The following is a 22,421-nucleotide window of genomic DNA, read 5'->3' as shown; positions in this document are numbered from 1 at the left end:
GTTAGGGTCTGCTGAAAAAGTTTGTTGGTGGGGGCAGGGTGTGGGGTGTGGGGTGTGGGGTGTAGGGTTTTACCGATTTTGAGGTAGTCAGTTACCTAATTTTCAGGGAAAAAGTACCTGAATTTTACCCCCGATCCCTCGGTCGGCACTTTTTGAGGGAAAAAAAGTCTAAAAGCATTATCCAACAAGGTTTTTAGATTTATTCAGCAAGCCCTAGTTAATTCCCGAATTTGTCAAAATTACCGCCTGTTAGTCCACTGAGCTGCCGATAAGATTAAAGAAATCGGTAAAGTTGCGGGGATCGATCGAACCCTGAAGGAAGATAGGGAATAAACGACAGAGATAAAAAAGACTATGGGCAAACCGACTGGCTTTATCGAATTCCTGCGTGAACTTCCTTCCGAACTTACCCCCCTCGATCGCCTTCATAATTGGGATGAGTTTCATCTTCCCATGCCAGAAGATAAACTCCGCAATCAGGCCGCCCGTTGTATGGATTGTGGTACACCATTTTGTCACACGGGAACGCTAATTAGTGGCATGGCCAGTGGTTGCCCGATTAATAACCTGATTCCCGAATGGAATGATTTAATCTATCGAGGATTGTGGCGAGAAGCCCTCGATCGCCTCCATAAAACCAATAATTTCCCCGAATTTACCGGTAGAGTCTGCCCCGCTCCCTGTGAGGGTTCCTGTGTTCTCGGTATTCATAATCCCCCCGTTACGATCAAAAATATTGAATGTTCGATTATTGACAAAGGTTGGGAATCCGGGTGGATTACTGCCAATCCCCCCGCCATCCGTACCGGCAAAAAAGTGGCCGTGATCGGTTCTGGACCTGCTGGATTAGCAGCCGCCGACCAGTTAAATAAAGCCGGTCACTGGGTGACAGTTTATGAACGGGCCGATCGCCCCGGTGGACTATTAATGTACGGTATCCCCAACATGAAGTTAGATAAGGAAGAAGTCGTTCTGCGTCGTCTCCAGATGCTCGAACAGGAAGGGGTAAAAATGGTCTGTAACACGGAAGTGGGCAAGGATATCAGCGCCCAAGACCTATTAAACGAATACGATGCCGTGGTTATCTGTACCGGGGCCACCAAACCCCGGGATTTAAACATCGAAGGTCGCCAATTAAAGGGCATTCACTTCGCCATGGAGTTTCTCACCGCTAATACAAAAGCACTATTAGACGGACAGCCGGGGGAGGATTTTATCTCGGCCGCGGGTAAAGACGTGGTAATTATCGGCGGTGGTGACACGGGAACCGACTGTGTGGGGACTTCCCTGCGTCATAACTGCCGTAGCGTCACCCAATTAGAGATCATGCCGCAACCGCCCCGAGAACGGGCTGCCGATAATCCCTGGCCCGAATGGCCGAAAATCTACCGTCTGGACTATGGACAAGAGGAAGCGGCCGCACGTTTTGGCGATGACCCCCGGGTTTATACCACCACGGCGACTAAATTCGAGGGGGATAGCGAGGGTAACGTGACGGGGATTCACACGGTACGGGTGGAATGGCAACGCAACGAAAAAGGGCAGTTTATCCCCCAACCGGTGGCGGGAACCGAAAAATTCGTCCCGACGCAGTTAGTTCTATTGGCTATGGGATTTTTGGGACCGGAACAGCCTTTACTCGATGATTTAGGCTTAGAAAAGGATGCCCGCAGCAATATCAAGGCCGAACACGGTCAATTTGCCACTAGCTTACCGAAAGTCTTTGCAGCGGGGGATTGTCGTCGTGGTCAAAGTTTGGTGGTTTGGGCGATTAATGAAGGCCGCGGGGCCGCCAGAGAGTGCGATCGCTTTTTGATGGGGGCGACGGATTTACCTTAGACCAGTAGTTAGGACTTGCGGCAAAAAGTTTTTTGTGGGGGCGGGGTGTGGGGTGTGGGGTGTAGGGTTTTACCGATTTTCAGGGAAAAAGTCCCTGAATTTTCCCCCCGATCACTCCCAGATGCGGTACTTTTTGATTTCTAAAAGGTCTAAAAGTCTTACCCAACAAGGTTTTTAGATTTATTCAGCCAGCCATAGTTACTCCCGCCATTGTCCTGACTTGCTGGGGGTGTTTTCCCCTGGTTATAGTCAGGGCCAAAAAGAGGCCTCAGCCATAGCCATCAAAACCGAACCGCCGGTCAAACCTTCTCAATCTGAAGAGGAGGAGGAGCGAGGAAACAATTGTCCCTATTGCCTATCTAGACAATTGCTCCCTGTTTAAACCGTTGCCGCCGATGAATCAAGCACCACCTGTTCATTGGTGGGTAACTCCAGACAATAACCCGCACCGTAAACGGTTTTAATATAGCGAGGGTGGCGGGGATCGGGTTCTAGTTTCGTTCTCAGATGGCGAATATGAACGCGAATAGTCTCGATATCATCATCGGGATCGTATCCCCAGACTTCCTTGAGAATATCACTGGGGGAAACGGTTTGACCGTGACGTTGGAGAAGACAGTGGAGTAACTCGAATTCTAGATGGGTTAACTTGACCACACCTTCAAACCAGACCGCCTCAAAACGTTCGGGAACCAGGGTTAAAGGTCCAAAACTGAGTATTTCTGAGTGTTTAGCGGCTTGGGGAATGCGATCGGTGCGTCTGAGCAGGGCGCGCACCCTAGCTAACATTTCCTCCACCTCGAAAGGTTTGGTCAGGTAATCATCAGCACCCGCATTAAAACCTTCCACTTTATCTTGGGTTTGTCCTAAGGCTGTGAGCATCAAAATCGGGATGTCGGACGTGCGTTCATCTCGTCGCAAACGCTGACAGACGGTAAAACCATCGACTTTGGGCAACATTAAATCCAGCATGATTAAATCGGGTTGTAACTGGACGGCCAAGGCCTGGCCTTTAATCCCGTCCTCTGCGGGATTAACGTCATAACCCGCCATCTCCAGGTTGATGGAGACTAATTCCGCGATTGCAGGATCATCATCGATTACAAGTATTCGGGGCATTACCAGAGTGTTATGACTAAGGGTTTGGGTAGGGGGTTGCTCAATGTGTTCTCGCTGACATCGCCCCTAGGGCTTTGTCTCTCAAGGGCTTGAGTTTAGCACAACATAAAGAATCCTGTACTGATTATAAGCATGATTGCTAAATTCGGTTTTAATTTGTGAAATTTTGCTGATATAAGTCTCGTGAATGTTAAGAATTGCTAAGAAGTGTGAAGAATGTCGAGCAAGAATTGATATTGGTGCTAAATTATGCCCTCTCTCTCCCCAAGATCAACTAGGGAGCAGTTTTTCACTAATCTTTACAATTGCGCCATCTCGATCGATACCGGTTTTAACCGGCGGTCAAGTCCTGCTAGAGCTAAATTTCTCCCCTAAGCTCCCCCATCGGTACTGTAAAAATTCTTAATAAAATTACCGATCAATTCAGTTTAATCTACCAAAATAGACGGTTTTAGTAAGCATCTGTAACGAACCCGATCCATTCTACTCATCCCAACAGGTGATCATAATATGAGCGTTAATTTATCAACTCAACTGCGGGAAGGCACGAAAAAATCCCACACCATGGCAGAAAACGTCGGTTTTGTCAAGTGTTTTCTCAAAGGCGTGGTAGAAAAAACTTCCTATCGCAAACTGGTGGCTAACCTCTACTTCGTCTATTCGGCCATGGAGGAGGAGATGGAAAAACTTCCTAGTCATCCCGTTGTTTCTAAAATCTGTTTTCCTGAACTCAATCGCAAAAATACACTCGAACAGGATTTATATTTTTATTACGGTCCAAATTGGCGCAACGAGATCGCTTTATCTCCGGCAGGTCAGGCCTACGTTGACCGGATTCGGGAAATCGCCACAACAGAACCCGAATTATTAGTCGCTCATTCCTATACCCGTTATCTCGGCGATCTGTCCGGGGGGCAAATCTTGAAAAAAATCGCCGAAAAAGCGATGAATCTGGAAACTGGTGGCACGGCTTTCTATGATTTCAAAGATATTCCCGACGAAAAAGCCTACAAAAACCACTATCGTCAAACCCTCGACGAGTTACCAGTGGATCAAGCCATGGCCGATCGCATTGTCACCGAAGCTAACGCCGCTTTTGGCATGAACATGAAAATGTTCCAAGAGTTGGAAGGTAATCTGATCAAAGCGATCGGAATTATGCTCTTTAATACTCTCACCCGTCGTCGCACCACCGGCAGCACCGAAACTGGATTGGCTACCGCCGAATAGTAGTCAAGAAAACCAAAAAAACGGAAATTCTAAAATTTGGGTGATGGTCAGCCATGATTATTATCTTAATTTCAGAGTTATCCGTTATATTTTTGCTTTTTATTCGGTCGTCAGGATTCGGGAGATAGGAGTCAGGAGACAGGAGATAGGAGACTGTTTTATTTATTCTCCCTACACCCCACACCCCACACCCCACACCCCACACCCCACACCCCACACCCCACACCCCACACCCTACACCCTACACCCTACACCCCACACCCCACACCCCACTACCCCACTACCCCACTACCCCACACCCCACACCCCACTTCCCCGATGATCGCGAAAAAACTTCATCAAGAGGGGAACAACTTCCAGTAAGATAAAAAATGGTCAGTGAAAAAGCTAACCGAAATTTATTGTCGGAAATGGTAACACCGCCCCATTTCCCCAGACCCTAGAGGCTAGAGTCCGGTAAACCAGCGGATAAAAATTGACATTCATGAGTGCAGAAATTTTCGATCGAGTTAAAAAAGTTGTTGTGGAACAATTAGAAGTAGAGGATCCGGGTACAGTTACTCCCGAAGCAAGCTTTGCTAATGATCTGAAAGCGGATTCCCTTGATGTGGTCGAGTTAGTGATGGCTTTAGAGGAAGAATTTGATATTGAAATTCCCGACGAAGCAGCCGAACAAATTGACACTGTGGGCAAAGCTGCCGATTATATTAGCGGTAAAGTAGAAGCAACCGCCTAATTATTGCGGGAGAATTGACAATTTAGGATTAAATATCTGGGGCAAAATCTGCCCTTATTTTTGAACAAACATGACAGAATTGCCATTAAAAAGGGTTGTCATCACGGGGATGGGTGCGATCACTCCCCTCGGCAATAATCTAGCAGACTATTGGACAGGCTTAATCAACGGCAAAAGTGGCATTGGTTTAATTACCCACTTTGATGCCTCCCGTCACGCTTGTCGCATTGCTGGGGAAGTGCGGGGTTTTGATCCCCACGAATATGTGGATCGCAAAGAGGCAAAGCGGATGGACCGTTTCGCTCAATTTGCCGTCGCCGCCAGTTTGCAAGCACTGCAAGATTCTCGATTAGTTATCGACGCTCTCAATGCCGATGATATAGGTGTACTAATTGGTACGGGCGTAGGTGGCATAAAAGTGCTGGAGGATCAACAGGAAATTTACTTGACAAAGGGTCCGAGCCGGTGTAGTCCTTTCATGATCCCGATGATGATTGCCAATATGGCCGCCGGTTTAACCGCTATTCACACGGGGGCAAAAGGACCGAGTAACTGCACCGTAACCGCTTGTGCTGCCGGTTCCAATGCCATCGGCGATGCTTTTCGTCTAGTACAAAGGGGTTTGGCCAAAGGAATGATCTGCGGTGGGACGGAAGCCGCCGTTACCCCCCTAGGATTGGCTGGTTTTGCCTCCGCTAAGGCCCTGTCCACCCGCAACGATGACCCCACCCGGGCCAGTCGTCCCTTTGACAAGGAACGGGATGGTTTTGTCATGGGGGAAGGGGCAGGAATTTTGATTATAGAGGAATTAGAAACGGCCTTAGCCCGTGGGGCGCGGATTTACGCCGAAATGATCGGTTATGGTCTGACTTGCGATGCCTATCACATGACGGCACCGGTTCCCGATGGTCGTGGAGCCACCAGAGCGATCGAATTAGCGATCAAAGATGCCGGTTTAACTCCGACGGAAATTAGCTATATCAACGCCCACGGCACCAGTACAGCGGCCAATGATCCCACGGAAACCAAGGCGATTAAAAAAGCTTTAGGAGAATCGGCCTACAAAATCCCCGTCAGTTCCACCAAATCGATGACAGGCCACCTTTTAGGCGGTTCTGGCGGTATTGAAGCCGTGGCCACGGTAATGGCGATCGCTAATGATCGGATTCCCCCGACTCTCAACCTTGACAATCCCGACCCCGATTGTGATCTCGATTACGTCCCCTACGAAAGTCGTCAGCAGATAGTTAACGCTGCCCTCTCCAACTCCTTTGGATTTGGTGGCCATAACGTCACCTTAGCTTTTAGAAAATATGCTTGAGTCGATGCCCCTGAAAGAGTAATCTTTGAGTGGCTCCCTCTTTAACTGGGTCTTATTTTTGTAGTTCATTCTAAAAAACATTATGGTTGTCGCCTCCCAATCCCTCGAAGAACTTTGTATTAATGCGGTGCGTTTTTTAGCGGTGGATGCCGTGGAAAAAGCTAAATCCGGACACCCCGGACTGCCCATGGGGGCCGCACCCATGGCCTTTGTCCTCTGGGATCAATTCCTGCGTTTTAACCCGAAAAACCCCCAATGGGTCAATCGCGATCGTTTTGTTCTCTCCGCCGGTCACGGTTGTATGCTGCAGTATGCTTTGATGTACCTGACCGGATACGATAGCGTCCCCCTAGAGGAAATCAAACAATTTCGCCAGTGGAAATCGAAAACCCCTGGCCACCCCGAAAATTTCGTCACGGAAGGGGTGGAAGTGACCACTGGTCCCCTGGGTCAAGGGATTGCCAATGGTGTGGGTTTGGCCCTAGCAGAAGCCCATTTAGCGGCCCGTTTCAACAAACCGGATGCCAAAATTATCGACCATTACACCTATGTGATTTTGGGTGATGGTTGCAATATGGAGGGTATTTCCGGGGAAGCTTGTTCTTTAGCCGGTCACTGGGGTTTAGGCAAGTTAATCGCTCTCTATGATGATAACCATATCTCGATCGATGGTTCCACCGATATCGCTTTCACCGAAGACGTGAGCAAGCGTTTTGAAGCCTACGGTTGGCACGTTCAGCACGTCGAGAATGGTAACACCGATTTAGATGCCATTGCCAATGCGATCGCGGCTGCCAAAGCTGTCACCGATAAACCCTCGATGATTAAAATCACCACCACCATCGGTTATGGTTCCCCCAATAAGTCTAATACCGCCGATGTTCACGGGGCAGCTTTAGGAGCAACGGAAATCGAGTTAACCCGAAAAGAATTAGGTTGGCAATACGAGCCGTTTGTGGTTCCCGATGAGGTATTAAATCGTTTCCGGCAAGCAGTGGACAAGGGAGCGACGGCAGAAACGGACTGGAATAAGTTATTTAACGAATATCAGGCTAAATATCCCGCAGAAGCGGCTTTATTTGAACAGTTAACCACCGGTCAACTGCCGGAAGGTTGGGAGCAAGCTTTACCGGTTTATAAACCCGAAGATAAGGCTCTGGCTAGTCGTAAACACTCGGAAATCTGCTTAAATGCGCTTGCGGGGGTTTTACCCGGTTTAATCGGTGGTTCGGCGGATTTAACCCACTCTAACTACACGGAATTAGAGCATTTTGGTAATTTCCAAAAAGGCAGTTATCAGGAGCGTAACGTTCACTTTGGCGTACGAGAACACGCGATGGGGGCGATTTGTAACGGTATTGCTCTCCATAACACGGGATTGATTCCCTACGGGGCGACTTTCCTGATTTTCACCGACTATATGCGGAATTCTATCCGTTTATCGGCATTGTCAGAAACTCGCGTCATCTGGGTAATGACTCACGATTCCATTGCCCTAGGGGAAGATGGACCGACTCACCAACCCGTGGAACACGTTGCTTCTCTGCGCGCTATTCCTAACCTCTTAGTCATGCGTCCGGGAGATGGTACGGAAACTTCCGGTGCTTATAAAGTAGCGGTGAGCGAAAAGAAACGCCCGACTTTATTGGCTCTCTCCCGTCAAAATCTGCCCAATTTAGCGGGAACTTCCCTTGAGGGTGTGGCTAAAGGTGCTTATATTATCACCGATTGCGAAGGTACTCCCGATGTCATTCTCATCGGTACGGGTGGCGAGTTATATCTCTGCGATAAAGCGGCTGCGGTGTTGAAAGAAGCAGGAATTAAAGCTCGCGTCGTTTCTATGCCCTGTTGGGAGCTATTCGAGGAACAATCGGCAGAATACAAAGAATCGGTACTGCCGAAAGCAGTGAAAAAACGTCTCGCAGTGGAAGCGGGTTCAACCATGGGTTGGCATCGTTACATCACCGATGAGGGGGATGTGTTGGGGGTTGATACCTTCGGCGCTTCTGCTCCAGGAGGTGTGATTCTAGAGAAGTTTGGTTTTACCGTGGATAACGTGGTAGCGAAGGCAAAAGCGTTGTTAGGTTAATTACCTGAAATCTTAGCTGTAATGAGTCAGAAAAATCTGGCTCATTTTTTTGTTTTTCTATTGTGACTGTCAGTCAGTGGACTAGGGGTCACGTCAGGCAGTTTAATCGAAGCATGGCAAAGGACAATTTAGCTCAATTTGGCAGATGTTTACATAATGCTCGCATTCAAAAGGGTTTATCCCAAGAAAGGTTGGCCGAAGCGGCCAATTTGGATAGAACTTACATCAGTCTTCTTGAACGTGGTAAAAGGAATCCTTCTTTACTATGCTTGATTTCTTTATGTAGAGCATTAAACATAAGTCTTTCGGAGCTTTTTAACACTATGTCTATAAATTCCGATGTAAATACTGATGATGTCAGAAGATTTGATTAAATTGCTTGAGCAGTTTTTGCATGATAACGAGCTTGAATGGGAATGGTTTGAAAAAATAGAAAGTTTTTGTAAGAGTTATAGTTTGAATATCAAATATATTACAGAAGTTCTCAATGATCCAAAAGTTATTCCTATGATTCGTGGCAAGTTTTTTGAGTTCACTGTACAAGATGAACTGTCAAAAATACTCGCGAATAATTATTTAGTTACTAATCCTCGGTTAAATCCTCAAGCCGGTTATCACGATATAGATGTAGCTATTATCAATCAAAAAAACGCCAAGAAATACTCTGCTGAATGTAAGTTAGCCAAAAAAGGTAGTTTCCGTCTTCAGGGAGGTATCAGACCTTTTATTGAAGTCAAATGTATGAGATCAAGAACCTTAGGAGACAAAGCGGCAGAACAAAGGTCTAAATTGATAGGAATACCTTCAACAAGCCTCAATATTCACAAAGATCAATATATTGAAACAGATTTTGATTTAGTGATTACATCTCTTGCCAATGCTTTTTTTCAGACCAATTTAGAAACAGGACTATTTGTTTAAAAGCCCACACCAAAAGAGCAAATATTTTTAAGCAAAATTAATATTAATAATCAAGAAGAAGCCCTTTTTAAAATGTACGTTGCCAGGAGTAAAGATTTAACAGCAAATCAAACCAATAATATCAATTGTTCTCGCCAGAAATGCCACGATCGCAACTGTAATTTCATCCCTAATTATCCCAAAATTTTCTTTGATGTTAATACGGCTGAACCTCTACAACCATGGCTCCCGATCGAAAAAATAGAGGATTTACTTGATTAAAATTAGGAATCAAGATACATCGAATAAACTTAATTGTAGAGGTGTAAATCTTGCAGGTTTCTGAAAATCATAATTAGCAATAAATACCTCCTTGCCCTTGCGTCTTTCACTCTGATAACCATGTTCTAATTTTAAACCATTTTTTTGATCATCAGTTCGATTAATAGTGTAATTCCATTCATTATCTTGTAAAGAAATACACCAATCATACATTTCTCTAATTTCGGAGCAATTATCATAAGTCAAAAGAAATTTAAATCGATGTTGATGTTTTTTCAACGTCTTACATAACCTTTCATGATCTTCTAGACTGAAGAAGCAGGAATAGAATTTATTTTGATCTGCTTGAAAGTAAGGAGGATCGACAAATAAAAAGTAATCATCGGGTAATTGATTGATTAAATCTTCAAAATCTAAACAAGATAAGCTGACATTTTGCAGTTTTTCCGAAGTGGTTTTTAGGTGAGAAGGCCAGTTTTCAGGACGCATAGAATACTTATCACCATAGCCCCAATAACAATTTTCAAGTTTCATAATTCCTGAGTAGGAAGTTCTATTTAGATAATACCAACGCATGGCTCTTTCTAGGTCATTGGCTGGTTGAAATTCATTTTTATAATAACTGTGTAGTTCTTTGGTAGCGTTTAGATCTTTTAATAATTCAATTAGACTATCAAGATGATCTTTGATATGTCGATAACAGTTCATTAATTCCTCATCTTTGTCATTGAGAATATTCTCTGCTACACTTTCCTTAGCAAAGAATATAGATGCTCCCCCCGCAAAGGGTTCACAATACTTATGGTGACTAGGAAGACAAGCTAAGATTAGCTTACGGGCATAAAATTTACCGCCGGGATAACGAAAAGGAGAATTACTAAGTTTTTTAGCGATTTTGGACATTACCTTTGATTTTAGAGGCTTTTCTTTGAGATTATTTTAACAAAATTACGATATTTTATCTAGGAATGTCAGAGAAGTTCGGTTTTACCGTGGATAACGTGGTAGCGAAAGCAAAAGCGTTGTTAGGTTAATTAAAACTTTGCTTTTGTGGAAAAAGCCCGCGCCAGCGGGTTTTTTTGTGCTAGGATCTAAGGCTCTTCGGGAATTGTTATGCAAATAATTAACTTAAAATAAAATTCGATGAGAGCGCCTACGCTCAAAAGTATCTGAAATCCATATAGGGAAGGACTTAAGGCACAAACAAGTTAATACCAAAAGATATACAATCGAGTTAACATTTGATATAATAGCGAAAAACGAGATTATTTTACTTATGATACTTGACAAATTTTTGAACCTACAAGGAACCTCTATTCAAGGCTATCGACACCTAGAAAATGTCGGTATAGTTTTCCGAATCGAATCGAAAAAGAAAAAAGCAACGGCTCGACTGAGCTCGCCGAACGTCCTGTCCTCGTTGTGGGTTAGAGAGCGATAAACTACACCAAAATCATCGACATTTAGTCAAAGATTTACCGCTCTCAGGACAACCAGTGTACCTACAAGTTAATCGTCGTCAATTTAAGTGCGATAATTGTCAGAAGCCCTTTAGCGAAGAGTTAGATTTTGTCGCCAGTAAACGAACCTATACGAAAAGACTAGCCGAGAATATACTTGAACAATTAAAAGAAGGAGATATTTTAAATGTTAGCCGAAGAAATGACGTAACGGAAGAAGAGATTCAAAGAATGCTAGAGGACATCGCTGAAGAAATTACCGAGCCAGATTTATCGGAATTAAAAAGACTAGGAATTGATGAAATCGCTCTAGTCAAAGGACAAAAAAATTACTGTGCGGTTTTAGTAAATTTAGATACGGTAAAACTAATAGCTATTCTAGAGAAGCGAACACAAGAGGAGTTGAGAAAAACGCTGACAGGCTGGGGAAAAGAGGTGTTAGAGCAAATTGAAGAAGTAAGCATAGATCTTTGGTTGTCCTATAAAAATCTGGTAAAAGAATTGATGCCGTCGGCCGAGGTAGTCGCTGATAGATTCCATGTAATGAAACAAATTAATCAAGAGTTAGACGAACAGAGAAGAGCGGAAAAAAGAGCCGTAGAAGCGCGGAAAAATAAAAAACAGAAAGCGGAAAAAGAAGCAAAGCTAGAAGTTTTAAAGCGAAGTAAATATAGCCTGTTAAAAAATGAAGAAGATTTAACGGAACCCCAAAAAATTAAACTAGAAGCTATCAAAGAAAATTGGCCAAATTTGAAAAAGATGCAGGAAGTAAAGGAAGAATTCAGAAAGATTTATGAAACCTCAGAGAATCCGACAGAAGGACTGCTATCTATCTCGGAATGGTTGGCAAAATCCTCCAGTGTTTTTACCAAGAGTTGTCAAACAATCCGAAACTGGTTTGGAGAAATCATTAGTTATTTCGAGCGAAGAACAACGAATGGGGTAGTCGAGGGAATCAACAATAAACTTAAACTAATAAAACGGCGAGGCTATGGCTTTAGAAACTTTCGGAATTTTTGGGTTAGAAGTATGTTATCTTGGCATCTTGTCTGTTGATTTAGCATAAATAGTAACGAAGAGCCTACAACAAATCTATAGCTCTATTATCGCCTACCTAATTTTACAATTAATTGATATTGCGGAAGATTTTGAAAAAAGCTTATTAGATAAACTTCGCTATTTACAGAGTTTTATATGTCAACATATCAGCTATGTACACTGGTTTAGGAAAATTGTCTATTCAATTTGAAAAATGGCGTTTTGGGGTTGTTATGTTCTTAAATGTAAAGTTTTGTACGAGATTCAACGTTTCTGATTAAGACAGTATTGCAGGGTAAGCGCATCTTAACAATCCTTGACAAAATGAACTTTATGTAAGTTGCTTACCCAGAGAGCGATTCAGGCATATTTGAGGAGAATTTGCCCTCTGGGTAAGCAAAAATCGACCAAATCATGAAGATTTTGTAACTATTCTGATTGACTGGTATCACTTGAAATGCCCACGCGGATCACAAAATTGGCCAATTGTCAATAGCGTTTGAGATGCTCTCACCCTGGACAGTATTGACATCTGGAAAAATGCTACAATGTTTTTATTAAAAATTTAAGCCGTTCAACCCCAGTAAGAAAGAGAGAAAAAGGCTTATCTGTTCCCAATTTATCTAGAACACTAAATCGCCATGAGTAATCTGATAGACTATAGTACGATTCAACAAACTATCGTGAGCAATTCTACTCAGCGATTAGCTCTTACGACAAATGGGCAATATTACTACTGGGATAATGCCACTCAAAATTATAGTTTAATGGATACGTCTAGCATTCCAGCACCAAGTCAGATTGTTGGTATAGATTCTGACAATGCGGGTAATTTTTATTTTTTACTTTACAGGAATATTTCAGGACAAGCGGGTTATTATCTAACGTCTTGGAATAGCACTTCTCAGATATGGGCAGCTCCAATTCTAGTGCAATCAGCCACCAATACAGACTTTTTTGCTTCTTTTTCTGCTATTAATGATAATGAGATTTGGACAATTATCAAGTTCGATCTGTCTAATCGCATTCAACAATATGTCTGGAATACAACGACACAACAATTTGACGCAGGTTTTGGTACTGGTCTGAGTGGTGTTACTCAGATTACAACAGGAAAAGAGGATGGCTCGGTTTGGGCATTAGATAATCAAGGTGGTCTTTACAGTTGGGATGGGACAGATTTTAATCTCTTTAACGGTGGCAACAATCCAGCTTTTCAGCAAATAGTTTCGCTCAATAGTCAAACTCTATTAGGCTTAGATAATGAGGGAAATATTTATGCCTGGTCTAGTGGTGCTAATGCTTTCATTGAGTTAGATAATATTATCTCTGGCTTACCTGTTTTTAGTCAAATGCAAATTGATGAAACAGGAATTTTGTACGGAATAACTAACCAAAGTGTTCCTTATCAAGTTGGCAATATTAGCTCAATTTTAGGCTTAAATAACTCCAGTGGACAACCTTTTGGCATGACGACTGTTACAGATAGTAATGGTGTTACCCATGCTTTATGGAATCAAGATGGTCAAATTTATTACGGTTATCAACCCTCTGGGACTAATGGTCAATATGTTGGGGTGACACCCCTTAATAGTGGGATTGGAACCGAGAGTCAAGGAAGCGCCGCCAATTTAACATTAACCCAGACAACAAACGGCGGAGTTGTTGCTTCTTGGATAGCAGGAAATGGCAATAATGCGGAAGTTTATACATCGTCCCTGAGTCCCTCTATCTATGGTGGGTATCAATGGAGTTCACCAGCACAACTTACTAATGACGACATAGCAGACACAAACTTACAGGTTGTTGCTTTAAACAATAACAATATTTTAGTAACGACTCAAAAAAATAATCAAACAGTGAGTCAAGTAGTTGATGTTAGTCAACTTCCGGTAACAGATACTTCCGCCAATCAATTAACCTTTAAACCCAAGGGAACAGAATTTACCTACTCAATTGTTCCAGGTGCTTTGGACGGAGCCTCGGGAATTATTACTCTTCCTCCTTTTGTTTCCCTTAATTTCGGGTTAGGCAAAACACCTAATTCATCCCGGTTGTGGCCGAGTCTTGAAAACAGCTTATTTTCCTTTAATGTCGGCGGAGAAATTGATGCTATCATTGGAAAATATAGTAGCGAATCTCCTGTCGCTTTTAATAGTTTAAGACTTGATTTAACCTTGGGTAAAGAAGCAGGGAAAGCTAGTGGCGACCCTTATACACAAGGGTTGAGTGGTCTATTCAAAGGCTATGTTTCTTTGGATTTCTCAGCTTTTGCTCAAGGTAGTGGTGAGTGGGAAGAAGTTAGCAGCTATCCTTCTAGTGTTAAAGCTAAAGCGGGGGGGGGATTTGAGTTAGAAGTAAATGAGATTGGCATAGTTATCAATAGCCTTTTCCCTGGCGGTGGTACTGCCTTACAAGTGCTCAGTCAAAACGGATGGTTAAGTATTAGTGGGGGGCCAGTATTAGGTCTTGATTTCGCTTACACGACAGACATTGACTTTAACAATGAAACTAATTTAGGAGAAAGCGTACAAGCCAGTGATTACTTTTTTGAATTGGTTGACAACAACGGTAATCCTCCCACAGAAGAAACCCCTAATTCTGATCTCGAATGGCATCTAGATACAACTAAATTATTTAGCTTTTTAGGGGATGCCTTAGATGATACTAAAGATTCTGTCGTCAGTATGGGGATAGACACCGGAATGTATCTGAATGCGAGTGCGCTCAAGGGATTTATCGATTTATCTCTCAAAGGCATTCAAACAGAAGATTTTAATCTTAACAAGACTGGTTTTCAGGAAGCGGTTTATACTAATAAAGTCACTGTCAAACTGAACTTATATTTCTTCTCCCTGTCTTACGTTAATTATATCCGAATTAAAGAAGCAGGTTCAAGCGGGGAAAGCACTGTCACTCAAAATAGCCGAGGATTACCTGTCAGGGTTTCATTAGAACCTAATTCCACAATTTATCTAACTCAACCCGGTTACGCTGCATTATTAGGAGAGGATGTCAACGATTTAATTGATAGTAGTGATATATCCTACATCATTGCCCCTGATGGCACAACAGTTTACGGCACATTTACAGGAAGTGTGGATGATAATTCAGCTAATCTTTCCTACTTATACTTTTTGAATGGAACATTAGGAAGTAATGGTGTTAACTGGAATGCCAGCAGTTTACAAGCTATCTCAAATACAGCCGGAGCAAATCAAAGCCCAAATATTGCCCTAGATACTAATGGTAATGTTGTCATTACTTGGCAATATGAATCAATTGATAATCCTACCGTACAGCAAATTGCCACCACACCCCCCGGACAAGTTTATGTAGTATATGGACAAACAGAAAATAATCAGGTTGATTTAGGGACTTTCGCAGAAAATCCTGCCAATGCTAACGCTGCGGGTTTTTATTGGACTTTAGACAATGAATACTTTGCCAGTTTTGGACAAGCCGTAACCGCTTTAGGAGATGTTAATAGCGGTGGTAAAGCTGATTTTGCCATGACTGCACCAGATCTTGATGATGAACAAGGCGGAGTTTATGTGGTGTTTGCAGAAGACTATAACCAAGTTAATGACCTCAATAATTTGGGTAGTAATGGCTTGCTGTTAACAGGACAAGCGTTGAGTGAATTGGGTTATAGTATTGCCAATGCAGGAGATGTCAATGGCGATGGCAAGAGTGATTTGATTATTGGTGCGCCTGGTTTAAATAATAATCAAGGAGGTGCTTATTTAATCTATGGAGGAACCTTATTTGAGACTCCTCAAAGCCTCACTGATATTGATACTTTACTCAGCAATAATCCTGCTTACGGACAACAAATTACTAACCCCAATGGACAAGCTGGTGACCGCTTTGGTGAAGTAGTAACAGGAGGTTACGACTTTAATGGAGATAGTCAAGCAGATTATGCTATCAGCGCTCCTAACGCTAATCAAGAAGCCGGGGAAATTACGCTAATTCTATCCCAAAAAATTGCCAATGAGTTATTTACTCTGAGCCTCGACAATAGCGGTAATTTAGTCTTATTTAATCAAACGACTAATACTGAGGTATGGAATAGCAATACGGCTAATCAAGTCCCAGAACCTGACTACGCAAGTTACTATCAAGCTGCGATGGAATCAAACGGCAACTTTGTCCTCTATGAATGGGCGGGTTTAGCTCCACTCCCTTACTGGTCAACTAATACAGCGGGAAATCAGGGGGCTTATCTTGCTTTGGGCGAAGATGGGGGGCTGTATATTCGCAATCAGCAAGGAGATAATATTTATACTCTCCATAATGGCGCAAATCCGAATACTTCAGTTGTTAGTCGCTTAAACCAAGGCGATAGTATTGTCTCTAACGACCCCAATTCTAATTTGACCACTCAAAGTTATCTAGGCGGGACAATTACCCTGACTAACAGTACCTCAGCAATTAATGGAGAAACCCTGCTAGATATAACTAGCACGGCTCTAATTCCAGACATTAATCAGGATGGCAAAGCGGATTTACTCATTGGTGGAACAGGAGCCGCAGTTATACTATTTGGTGCGAATTTATCCACTCAAACCCTAGACTTAGGAACCATTAACCCGGGTCAAGGCTTCGTTATTTTTGATGATTTAGACAACCCTGCACCATTACAAGTCAGTAGCGCAGGTGATGTTAACGACGACGGTATTAACGATGTCATTGTTGGCTATCCCGCCACTGAAGATGCTAATGGAAATTATATTGCGGGAAATAGCTACATTCTTTTTGGTAGTTCCAGTCTTTCTACAAGCCAAAATAACAGTATCGGTTTCTCTGGAATCAATGGAACAAATGGCTTTACTATTATCGGTGCTGGAACCGAAGTTACCGGTGCTGGCGACTTAAACGGTGATGGTGTAGGAGATTTACTGATTGCTGAACCCAATGGTGGTAATAATCAAGCCGGTGTAAGTTACGTCATCTACGGAGGAAGCAGTAACAATATTGGCACTGTTGCTAGTATTAATGTTAGTAACATCGGCACAACTGTTCAGGGTTATATAATCGGTCAAGGAGGCGCAAATCAACTCAGTGGGTCTTCTGTTAGCGCCGTAGGAGACTTAAATAATGATGGTAAAGCTGATTTATTAATAGGAGCACCGAATACAGTTTCTAGTGATGCTCTCAATCAATTACAACAAACCATCACCTCCAACTATGTCATCGGACAGGTAAATAATGGGAACTTCAACACGAATAATTCAAATCCTACCGCTATCCCTTGGTTACAACCCGGTCAATCTGTACAAAGCTTAACCTCAACTCCCTATGGTGTTCTAGCTTTATGGACAACCAGCACAGGTTCGGAAGAAACGGCTCAAACTAGCTTATCTGTCGCCTTTTGGGTACCTAGTGGAACAACAGGAAGTTGGAAAAACTATCAATCTAGCGTTGCTACACTTTCCGGCTCTAATTTGAGTTTTTCTAGCATCAATGTTAACAATGCCGCTAACAATGCCGTCACCTTAAATTGGGTAGTTCTTGATTCTCAAACAGGAACTTCTAGCCTTGGTCAAAGTATTTATAACGGAAATAACTGGAGTACGGCTAATTCTATCCAAACAGATTCTAATCCGGCACCACCGGATCAGATTGATAATATCATTAGTAATTCCACCACCGGTAGCACCAGTAACAGTATCTTCTCAGTGAGTCATAAAACCGTCAAAGAAAATGAAGGGAAAGTGACTTTTACCATCACTCGAACAGGTGACATTAATACTAGCAAAACCCTAAATTATCACACAGTAGATATTAGCGCCACCGCCGGAGCCGATTACGAACATAAAGCTGGAACCCTCACCTTTGCTCCCAGTGAAACCAGCAAAACCATTGAGGTGAAGATTTTTGACGATAACTTATTAGAACATCTCAAGGAGAAATTTAAGTTAATCCTCCAAGATGGTCAACAAACCACTTTAACCGCTTACGCGACTATACAGGATACTAACCAAACGATTAACTTATTGGCTATAGATAGTGGGTTTTCCATGATTGGTCCAATCAATGATCAATTAGGTCAGGCTTTAGGTAGTGCGGGAAATGTTAACGGTGATACCAACAGTAATAATAAAAATGCACCCCTTGATGATTTCTGGATTTCAGCACCAGGAGCTAATAATAGTGACGGTAGTGTATATTTGGTTTTTGGGTCTGCTAGTGTGCAAGTTTCAGACCAAGGACTTGATTTAGATAATCCTCAATCAACACAAAAAGTAGTTAAAATTACTGGGGGAACACCTTCTACATCCGCCTCTCCCCAAAGTGGTAGCAGTCTTAGTTCTTGGGTTAGTTCTTCTAATACTTGGTATGGGATAGCCGCTCCCAATTCAACTAACGGCGGGGGAACGAACGATAGCAATATTTATATCTTCGATAAGACAGTAATTCCCAACACCAGTAGCACCGTAGCTCTTAATACTCTAGCCGCATCACCACTCACAGGAAATAGTAGCGATGGGTTTGGAGAAACGATCCTTTTAGCAGATTTAAATGGAGATGGAACACCTGAATTAATAGTGGGTTCTCCTTTAAGTAATCAGGTGAAAGTCTATCAATTATCTGGGTCGGGTAACAACATTACCACCAGTCTTATTGCTACCATTAACGCTCCCAGTCCGGGTCAAGGTTTAGGGTCTGCTTTACAGGTTTTAGATTTGAATGAAGATGGTAAACTTGATTTAGCCATCGGAGCACCTGTCGTTAATCCAGTAAGTGATCCCAGCAATCCTCAAGATATTCGCGGTTATGGCGGTGCAATTTATGTATTATCAGGAACCCAATTTAATTGGTCAAATACCAACGCATCTATCAACTTAACCAGCACTTCTAGCACAACTAACTGGGTTTTTGATGGCATAACCAGCTTTACCAGTGGAAAAATTAACGGTAAACTGAATCCAAGTACAGGTAAACCCAGTAGTGATCCTGCTACAAACTACGGTTTTTATGATGGAGTTGGTAATGCGATAACCACCCTAGATTTGAATGGAGATGGTCATTTAGATTTAGTAATCGGTGCGCCTAATGCGGCGGTTAGTGGTACTACTAATCTCGGCAAAGTTTATGTAATATTCGGAAACTCTGGTTCATTACCTTCGAGTTTAGCCTCTATTGGTGCGGGTAAAGGAGTGACATTTGAAGGGAATTTAGCTTTAGGACAAGCGGGTTGGGCTGTTGCTAATGGAGGTGATATTAACAATGACAAAATTAGTGATTTACTCATCGGCGCACCTTTTGCTTATGGTAATGCTGGTAGTGCCTATATAGTCTTTGGCAGTACAAATGCCTTCTCATCGGGTGGCACAATTTATCTCGATCCCAATCTAACGGATTCTCGTGTTTTCCAATACCAAGGAGTAGCTAACCCATTAAGTAATAGTAATCCTTCTAATGCAGGTAATGTGGGACAGAATCTTAATGGCATTGGCGATATTAATGGCGATTACGGTTCTAATACGGGGGGAGATGATATTATCTTGGGGGCTCCTAGTAGTAATGATGGTAATGGTCATAGTGAGGCTTATGTGGCCATTGGACATCCTTGGTTACAGGGTGGACTTTCTTTAAATGTCAATGATCTTCGCAGTGATAATGGTTTTATTGTAGTTAATCCCTATCCTGGGGTTTCGGTGGGAGATGTTAATGGGGATGGTTTTGATGATTTTGTTAATGTGAGCTCTTCTATCAACCCATCAGAAAATCAACTGACTTTTGGAGCAAGCACCCTAACAAATGTCAGCGGACAAAGGACTTATACTCTCACCGCCAATGATAGTAATTTACCCGCTACCAATTTAATCACCTCTCCTAGCACAAATTTGATTGCTCATGGCGATTTTAATGCCGATGGTTACGAGGATATAGCATCTGCGAGTATCAATAAAACAAATGGTAATACCACAGAACTGCTTGTGAATATGGGTAATAGTATCACGAGCAATATTATTGCAGGTCAGACTTTATACTCTTTCGATATCCCTGATACTGTTACTACTCCTATTATTCAAACCTGTGCAGGAGATATTAATGGCGATGGTTATGATGACTTAATCGTTTTAACTGAATTTATGTTAGATTATCAAATTAAATATTTCTTGGGTTCAGCGAGTGGGCTGAGTTCCCAATTCCAGAGTTATAGTCTTGGTACATTAGGCTATGCTCCGGGGATTGGAGTAGCGGATATTAACGCCGATGGAGTCAAGGAAATAATCACCCTTGAATATGCGTTTAATGGCTATCAGTCCGAGGTAGAACTCCAAACACAGGTTAGTGTTTACCAATTCAATAATGACATTCATCTACCCCTTTCTGAGCTATCCTTGAGTTTTCTGAACTCTCCTTGGACTGATAACAGTAATTGGTATGGGGATGGGTTCGAGGTTACAGACACGGTGGCTATAAATTCATCCATTAGTTCTGGCGACTTTAACTCTGACGGTATTGAGGACGTATTAGTATCTATTGCCCAAACATCTTGGTCAGAAATTGACGGCGAACAAGCCTATCCTATCATGCGTTCTACTATTTTGTATGGTACGGGAAAAACCAACAATTTTGGACAATTTCAAACAAATATCAGTTATACCCCGAACTCTTGGAATCTATACGAACCTACTAATCTTCCTTCTCCATCTGTTGCCGTTGGAGACATAAACGCTGATGGTTTTGATGATATTCTTTTTGATCAGGGGACTCCTTTCAATCCAAGTTACATCCAATTAGGATCAACCGAAATTACACCTTATACACCCACAACACCTCCCAATACCAGCCTGAATAGTAACACCATTGTTCTCGGTAACGGACAAAATCAGATTCCCATTCAAGGGTTGCCTAATCGAACCCTACCTTATCAAACCAATGCAGGTGGGGATGTCAATGGTGACGGTTATCAGGACATCATCATTACTGATACGAGCGATTATGACTTAACCTATGTAGTTTATGGTCAAGATTGGTTAACAGCAGACGAACAAAATAGTGGCGCTGAAACCTTTACCTTTTTTGATGGAACTAATGGTAATGATGTTTTTACCATTCCCTCCAATGCTACTACTCCTAAGATTGTGTTGCGGGGTCAAAATGGCGATGACTTTATGTTAATTCCCACCGCTAACACTTCTCAGATTTATGCTTTTGGTGGTGAAGGAGATGATCAAATTGGCTTAGGAGGTGAATACGGAACTGATAGTAAAACTATCGGTAAAATTGATGGAGGTGGTGGTTTTGACACGATCTTTGTTCCCCAAACAGTAGGTCAACAAACCAGGCTTTATCTAGATGCTAATACTGGTCATCTATTTAATATTGAAGCTGTTGATATTGGCTACAATAATTCCGTTCAATTTAATCAGTCTAGCTTGCTGCAAATGCTCGACGGCAATAAAAAGCTGTTGATTAACGGTACTTCTTCAAGCGCTTATTACTCTGATCCTTCCACTGTACCTTGGACTAAATTACAAACTGATGCTTATGATGGATCAGTTTATCAAATTTATGGCATTAAAGATACCGCCATTGAGGTCTGGATTGAACAGGGAATTAACTTTACTCCCCTAAATAATACTGCACCAAGTGTCCAAAATCTGATCACCGATGAAACTGTCATAGAAGATATCCCCTTCAACTTCCAAATTTCTGATAATACCTTTTTTGATCCTGATCTAAACGATAGCCTGACTTATTCAGCTACCGTCAGTAACGGTGATGCTTTACCCAGTTGGTTAAACTTTAACCCAACAACCCGAACTTTCAGTGGAACTCCTGCTTACAAAGATGTTGGTAATCTGAATCTAAAAGTAACTGCAACTGATCAGCTGGGAGCAAATATTAGTGCAAATTTCACCCTACAAGTGTTCCACCCAGTATTAGTTCCCCCCGGCGGCGGTATAATTCAAGGAACCTCAATAAATGATCGCATCGATGCTTTGGGTAAACCCGGTACTTACCGTCTAGAAGGTGGTGCTGGTGATGACTTGTTAATCGGTTCCAACCAACGAGATGTTCTCAAAGGTGGAATTGGTAATGACAGTCTCTATGGTGAGGGAAATATAGATAAACTCTATGGAGAAGAAGGAGATGATCTACTTGATGGTGGTTTAGGTTTAGACTTCCTCTATGGCGGTTCGGGTGCTGATAGCTTCGTTCTCAAGTCAGGAAATGGTAGCGACTACATTCTTGATTTCAACTCTGCTGAAGGCGATAAATTGGCTCTCAGTGGACTCAATTTCGGACAGTTAAGCTTTAACAGCAATCAAGTTATTTGGGGAACTGAAGTGTTAGCTTATGTCACTGACAATCTCGGTAATTCCCTCACGGGATTGAACAATCATCCTGAATGGTTTGTCTCTCTTTAATGACTCACCAATA

General features: G+C 42.5%; 11 protein-coding genes and 2 pseudogenes. 11 read left to right on the top strand and 2 right to left on the bottom strand.

Annotation, left to right across the window (positions count from 1 at the left end; genetic code table 11):
• Nucleotides 1–8: 8 nt before the first annotated feature.
• Nucleotides 9–197, top strand: a pseudogene (locus tag RAM70_RS22885) (hypothetical protein).
• Between the two features lie 157 nt (nt 198–354).
• Nucleotides 355–1,839: a glutamate synthase subunit beta gene (locus tag RAM70_RS05515; RefSeq protein WP_045361853.1), complete on the top strand. Its 1,485-nt coding sequence runs from the start codon at nt 355–357 to the stop codon at nt 1,837–1,839.
• A gap of 378 nt (nt 1,840–2,217) precedes the next feature.
• Here RAM70_RS05515 and rpaA read toward each other — a convergent pair whose 3' ends face one another.
• Nucleotides 2,218–2,958 (bottom strand): two component system response regulator RpaA, encoded by a 741-nt coding sequence (gene rpaA, locus RAM70_RS05510; protein WP_002736267.1) that lies wholly within the window; start codon nt 2,956–2,958, stop codon nt 2,218–2,220.
• Between the two features lie 510 nt (nt 2,959–3,468).
• On the opposite strand from rpaA, the gene RAM70_RS05505 reads away from it, so the two are divergent.
• From RAM70_RS05505 to RAM70_RS05475, 7 genes are all read left to right on the top strand, one after another.
• On the top strand, nt 3,469–4,188 hold the full coding sequence (locus RAM70_RS05505) for a biliverdin-producing heme oxygenase (RefSeq protein WP_312672672.1): 720 nt from the start codon (nt 3,469–3,471) through the stop codon (nt 4,186–4,188).
• A gap of 484 nt (nt 4,189–4,672) precedes the next feature.
• Nucleotides 4,673–4,924 carry an acyl carrier protein gene (acpP, locus tag RAM70_RS05500; protein ID WP_002748990.1) on the top strand — a complete coding sequence of 84 codons (252 nt, stop codon included), beginning with the start codon at nt 4,673–4,675 and terminating at the stop codon, nt 4,922–4,924.
• 70 nt (nt 4,925–4,994) lie between these two features.
• Nucleotides 4,995–6,245: a beta-ketoacyl-ACP synthase II gene (fabF, locus tag RAM70_RS05495; protein WP_312672668.1), complete on the top strand. Its 1,251-nt coding sequence runs from the start codon at nt 4,995–4,997 to the stop codon at nt 6,243–6,245.
• Between the two features lie 82 nt (nt 6,246–6,327).
• The gene (gene tkt, locus RAM70_RS05490; RefSeq protein ID WP_312672666.1) at nt 6,328–8,334 is read left to right on the top strand and encodes a transketolase; all 2,007 of its coding nucleotides are present in this window, start codon (nt 6,328–6,330) and stop codon (nt 8,332–8,334) included.
• A 113-nt stretch (nt 8,335–8,447) separates the two neighbouring features.
• Nucleotides 8,448–8,708, top strand: coding sequence for a helix-turn-helix domain-containing protein (locus tag RAM70_RS05485; RefSeq protein ID WP_036386251.1), 261 nt, complete (start codon nt 8,448–8,450; stop codon nt 8,706–8,708).
• Nucleotides 8,689–9,255 (top strand): hypothetical protein, encoded by a 567-nt coding sequence (locus RAM70_RS05480; RefSeq protein WP_238567890.1) that lies wholly within the window; start codon nt 8,689–8,691, stop codon nt 9,253–9,255. The genes RAM70_RS05485 and RAM70_RS05480 overlap by 20 nt, the downstream gene beginning before the upstream one ends.
• Nucleotides 9,256–9,327: 72 nt before the next feature.
• Nucleotides 9,328–9,516, top strand: coding sequence for a hypothetical protein (locus RAM70_RS05475; RefSeq protein ID WP_238567889.1), 189 nt, complete (start codon nt 9,328–9,330; stop codon nt 9,514–9,516).
• A gap of 9 nt (nt 9,517–9,525) precedes the next feature.
• Here RAM70_RS05475 and RAM70_RS05470 read toward each other — a convergent pair whose 3' ends face one another.
• Nucleotides 9,526–10,419, bottom strand: a complete 894-nt coding sequence (locus tag RAM70_RS05470; RefSeq protein ID WP_312672662.1) for a DNA adenine methylase — start codon at nt 10,417–10,419, stop codon at nt 9,526–9,528.
• 373 nt (nt 10,420–10,792) lie between these two features.
• Here RAM70_RS05470 and RAM70_RS05465 point away from each other — a divergent pair.
• Nucleotides 10,793–12,032 (top strand): annotated as a pseudogene (locus RAM70_RS05465) (ISL3 family transposase).
• 623 nt (nt 12,033–12,655) lie between these two features.
• Complete coding sequence (locus tag RAM70_RS05460; RefSeq protein WP_312672661.1) at nt 12,656–22,408, top strand: FG-GAP-like repeat-containing protein; 9,753 nt, start codon at nt 12,656–12,658, stop codon at nt 22,406–22,408.
• Nucleotides 22,409–22,421: the final 13 nt, after the last annotated feature.

It is taken from the genome of Microcystis wesenbergii NRERC-220, from assembly GCF_032027425.1.
GTDB lineage: Bacteria > Cyanobacteriota > Cyanobacteriia > Cyanobacteriales > Microcystaceae > Microcystis > Microcystis wesenbergii_A.
This window is presented reverse-complemented; position numbering and strand designations above follow the sequence as displayed.

Coding starts and splice junctions, on each gene's coding strand:
- RAM70_RS05470 (WP_312672662.1), bottom strand. CDS start 10,419: ATGTCCAAAATCGCTAAAAAACTTAGTAATTCTCCTTTTCGTTATCCC.
- RAM70_RS05485 (WP_036386251.1), top strand. CDS start 8,448: ATGGCAAAGGACAATTTAGCTCAATTTGGCAGATGTTTACATAATGCT.
- rpaA (WP_002736267.1), bottom strand. CDS start 2,958: ATGCCCCGAATACTTGTAATCGATGATGATCCTGCAATCGCGGAATTA.
- RAM70_RS05515 (WP_045361853.1), top strand. CDS start 355: ATGGGCAAACCGACTGGCTTTATCGAATTCCTGCGTGAACTTCCTTCC.
- RAM70_RS05480 (WP_238567890.1), top strand. CDS start 8,689: ATGTCAGAAGATTTGATTAAATTGCTTGAGCAGTTTTTGCATGATAAC.
- tkt (WP_312672666.1), top strand. CDS start 6,328: ATGGTTGTCGCCTCCCAATCCCTCGAAGAACTTTGTATTAATGCGGTG.
- fabF (WP_312672668.1), top strand. CDS start 4,995: ATGACAGAATTGCCATTAAAAAGGGTTGTCATCACGGGGATGGGTGCG.
- RAM70_RS05505 (WP_312672672.1), top strand. CDS start 3,469: ATGAGCGTTAATTTATCAACTCAACTGCGGGAAGGCACGAAAAAATCC.
- RAM70_RS05460 (WP_312672661.1), top strand. CDS start 12,656: ATGAGTAATCTGATAGACTATAGTACGATTCAACAAACTATCGTGAGC.
- acpP (WP_002748990.1), top strand. CDS start 4,673: ATGAGTGCAGAAATTTTCGATCGAGTTAAAAAAGTTGTTGTGGAACAA.
- RAM70_RS05475 (WP_238567889.1), top strand. CDS start 9,328: ATGTACGTTGCCAGGAGTAAAGATTTAACAGCAAATCAAACCAATAAT.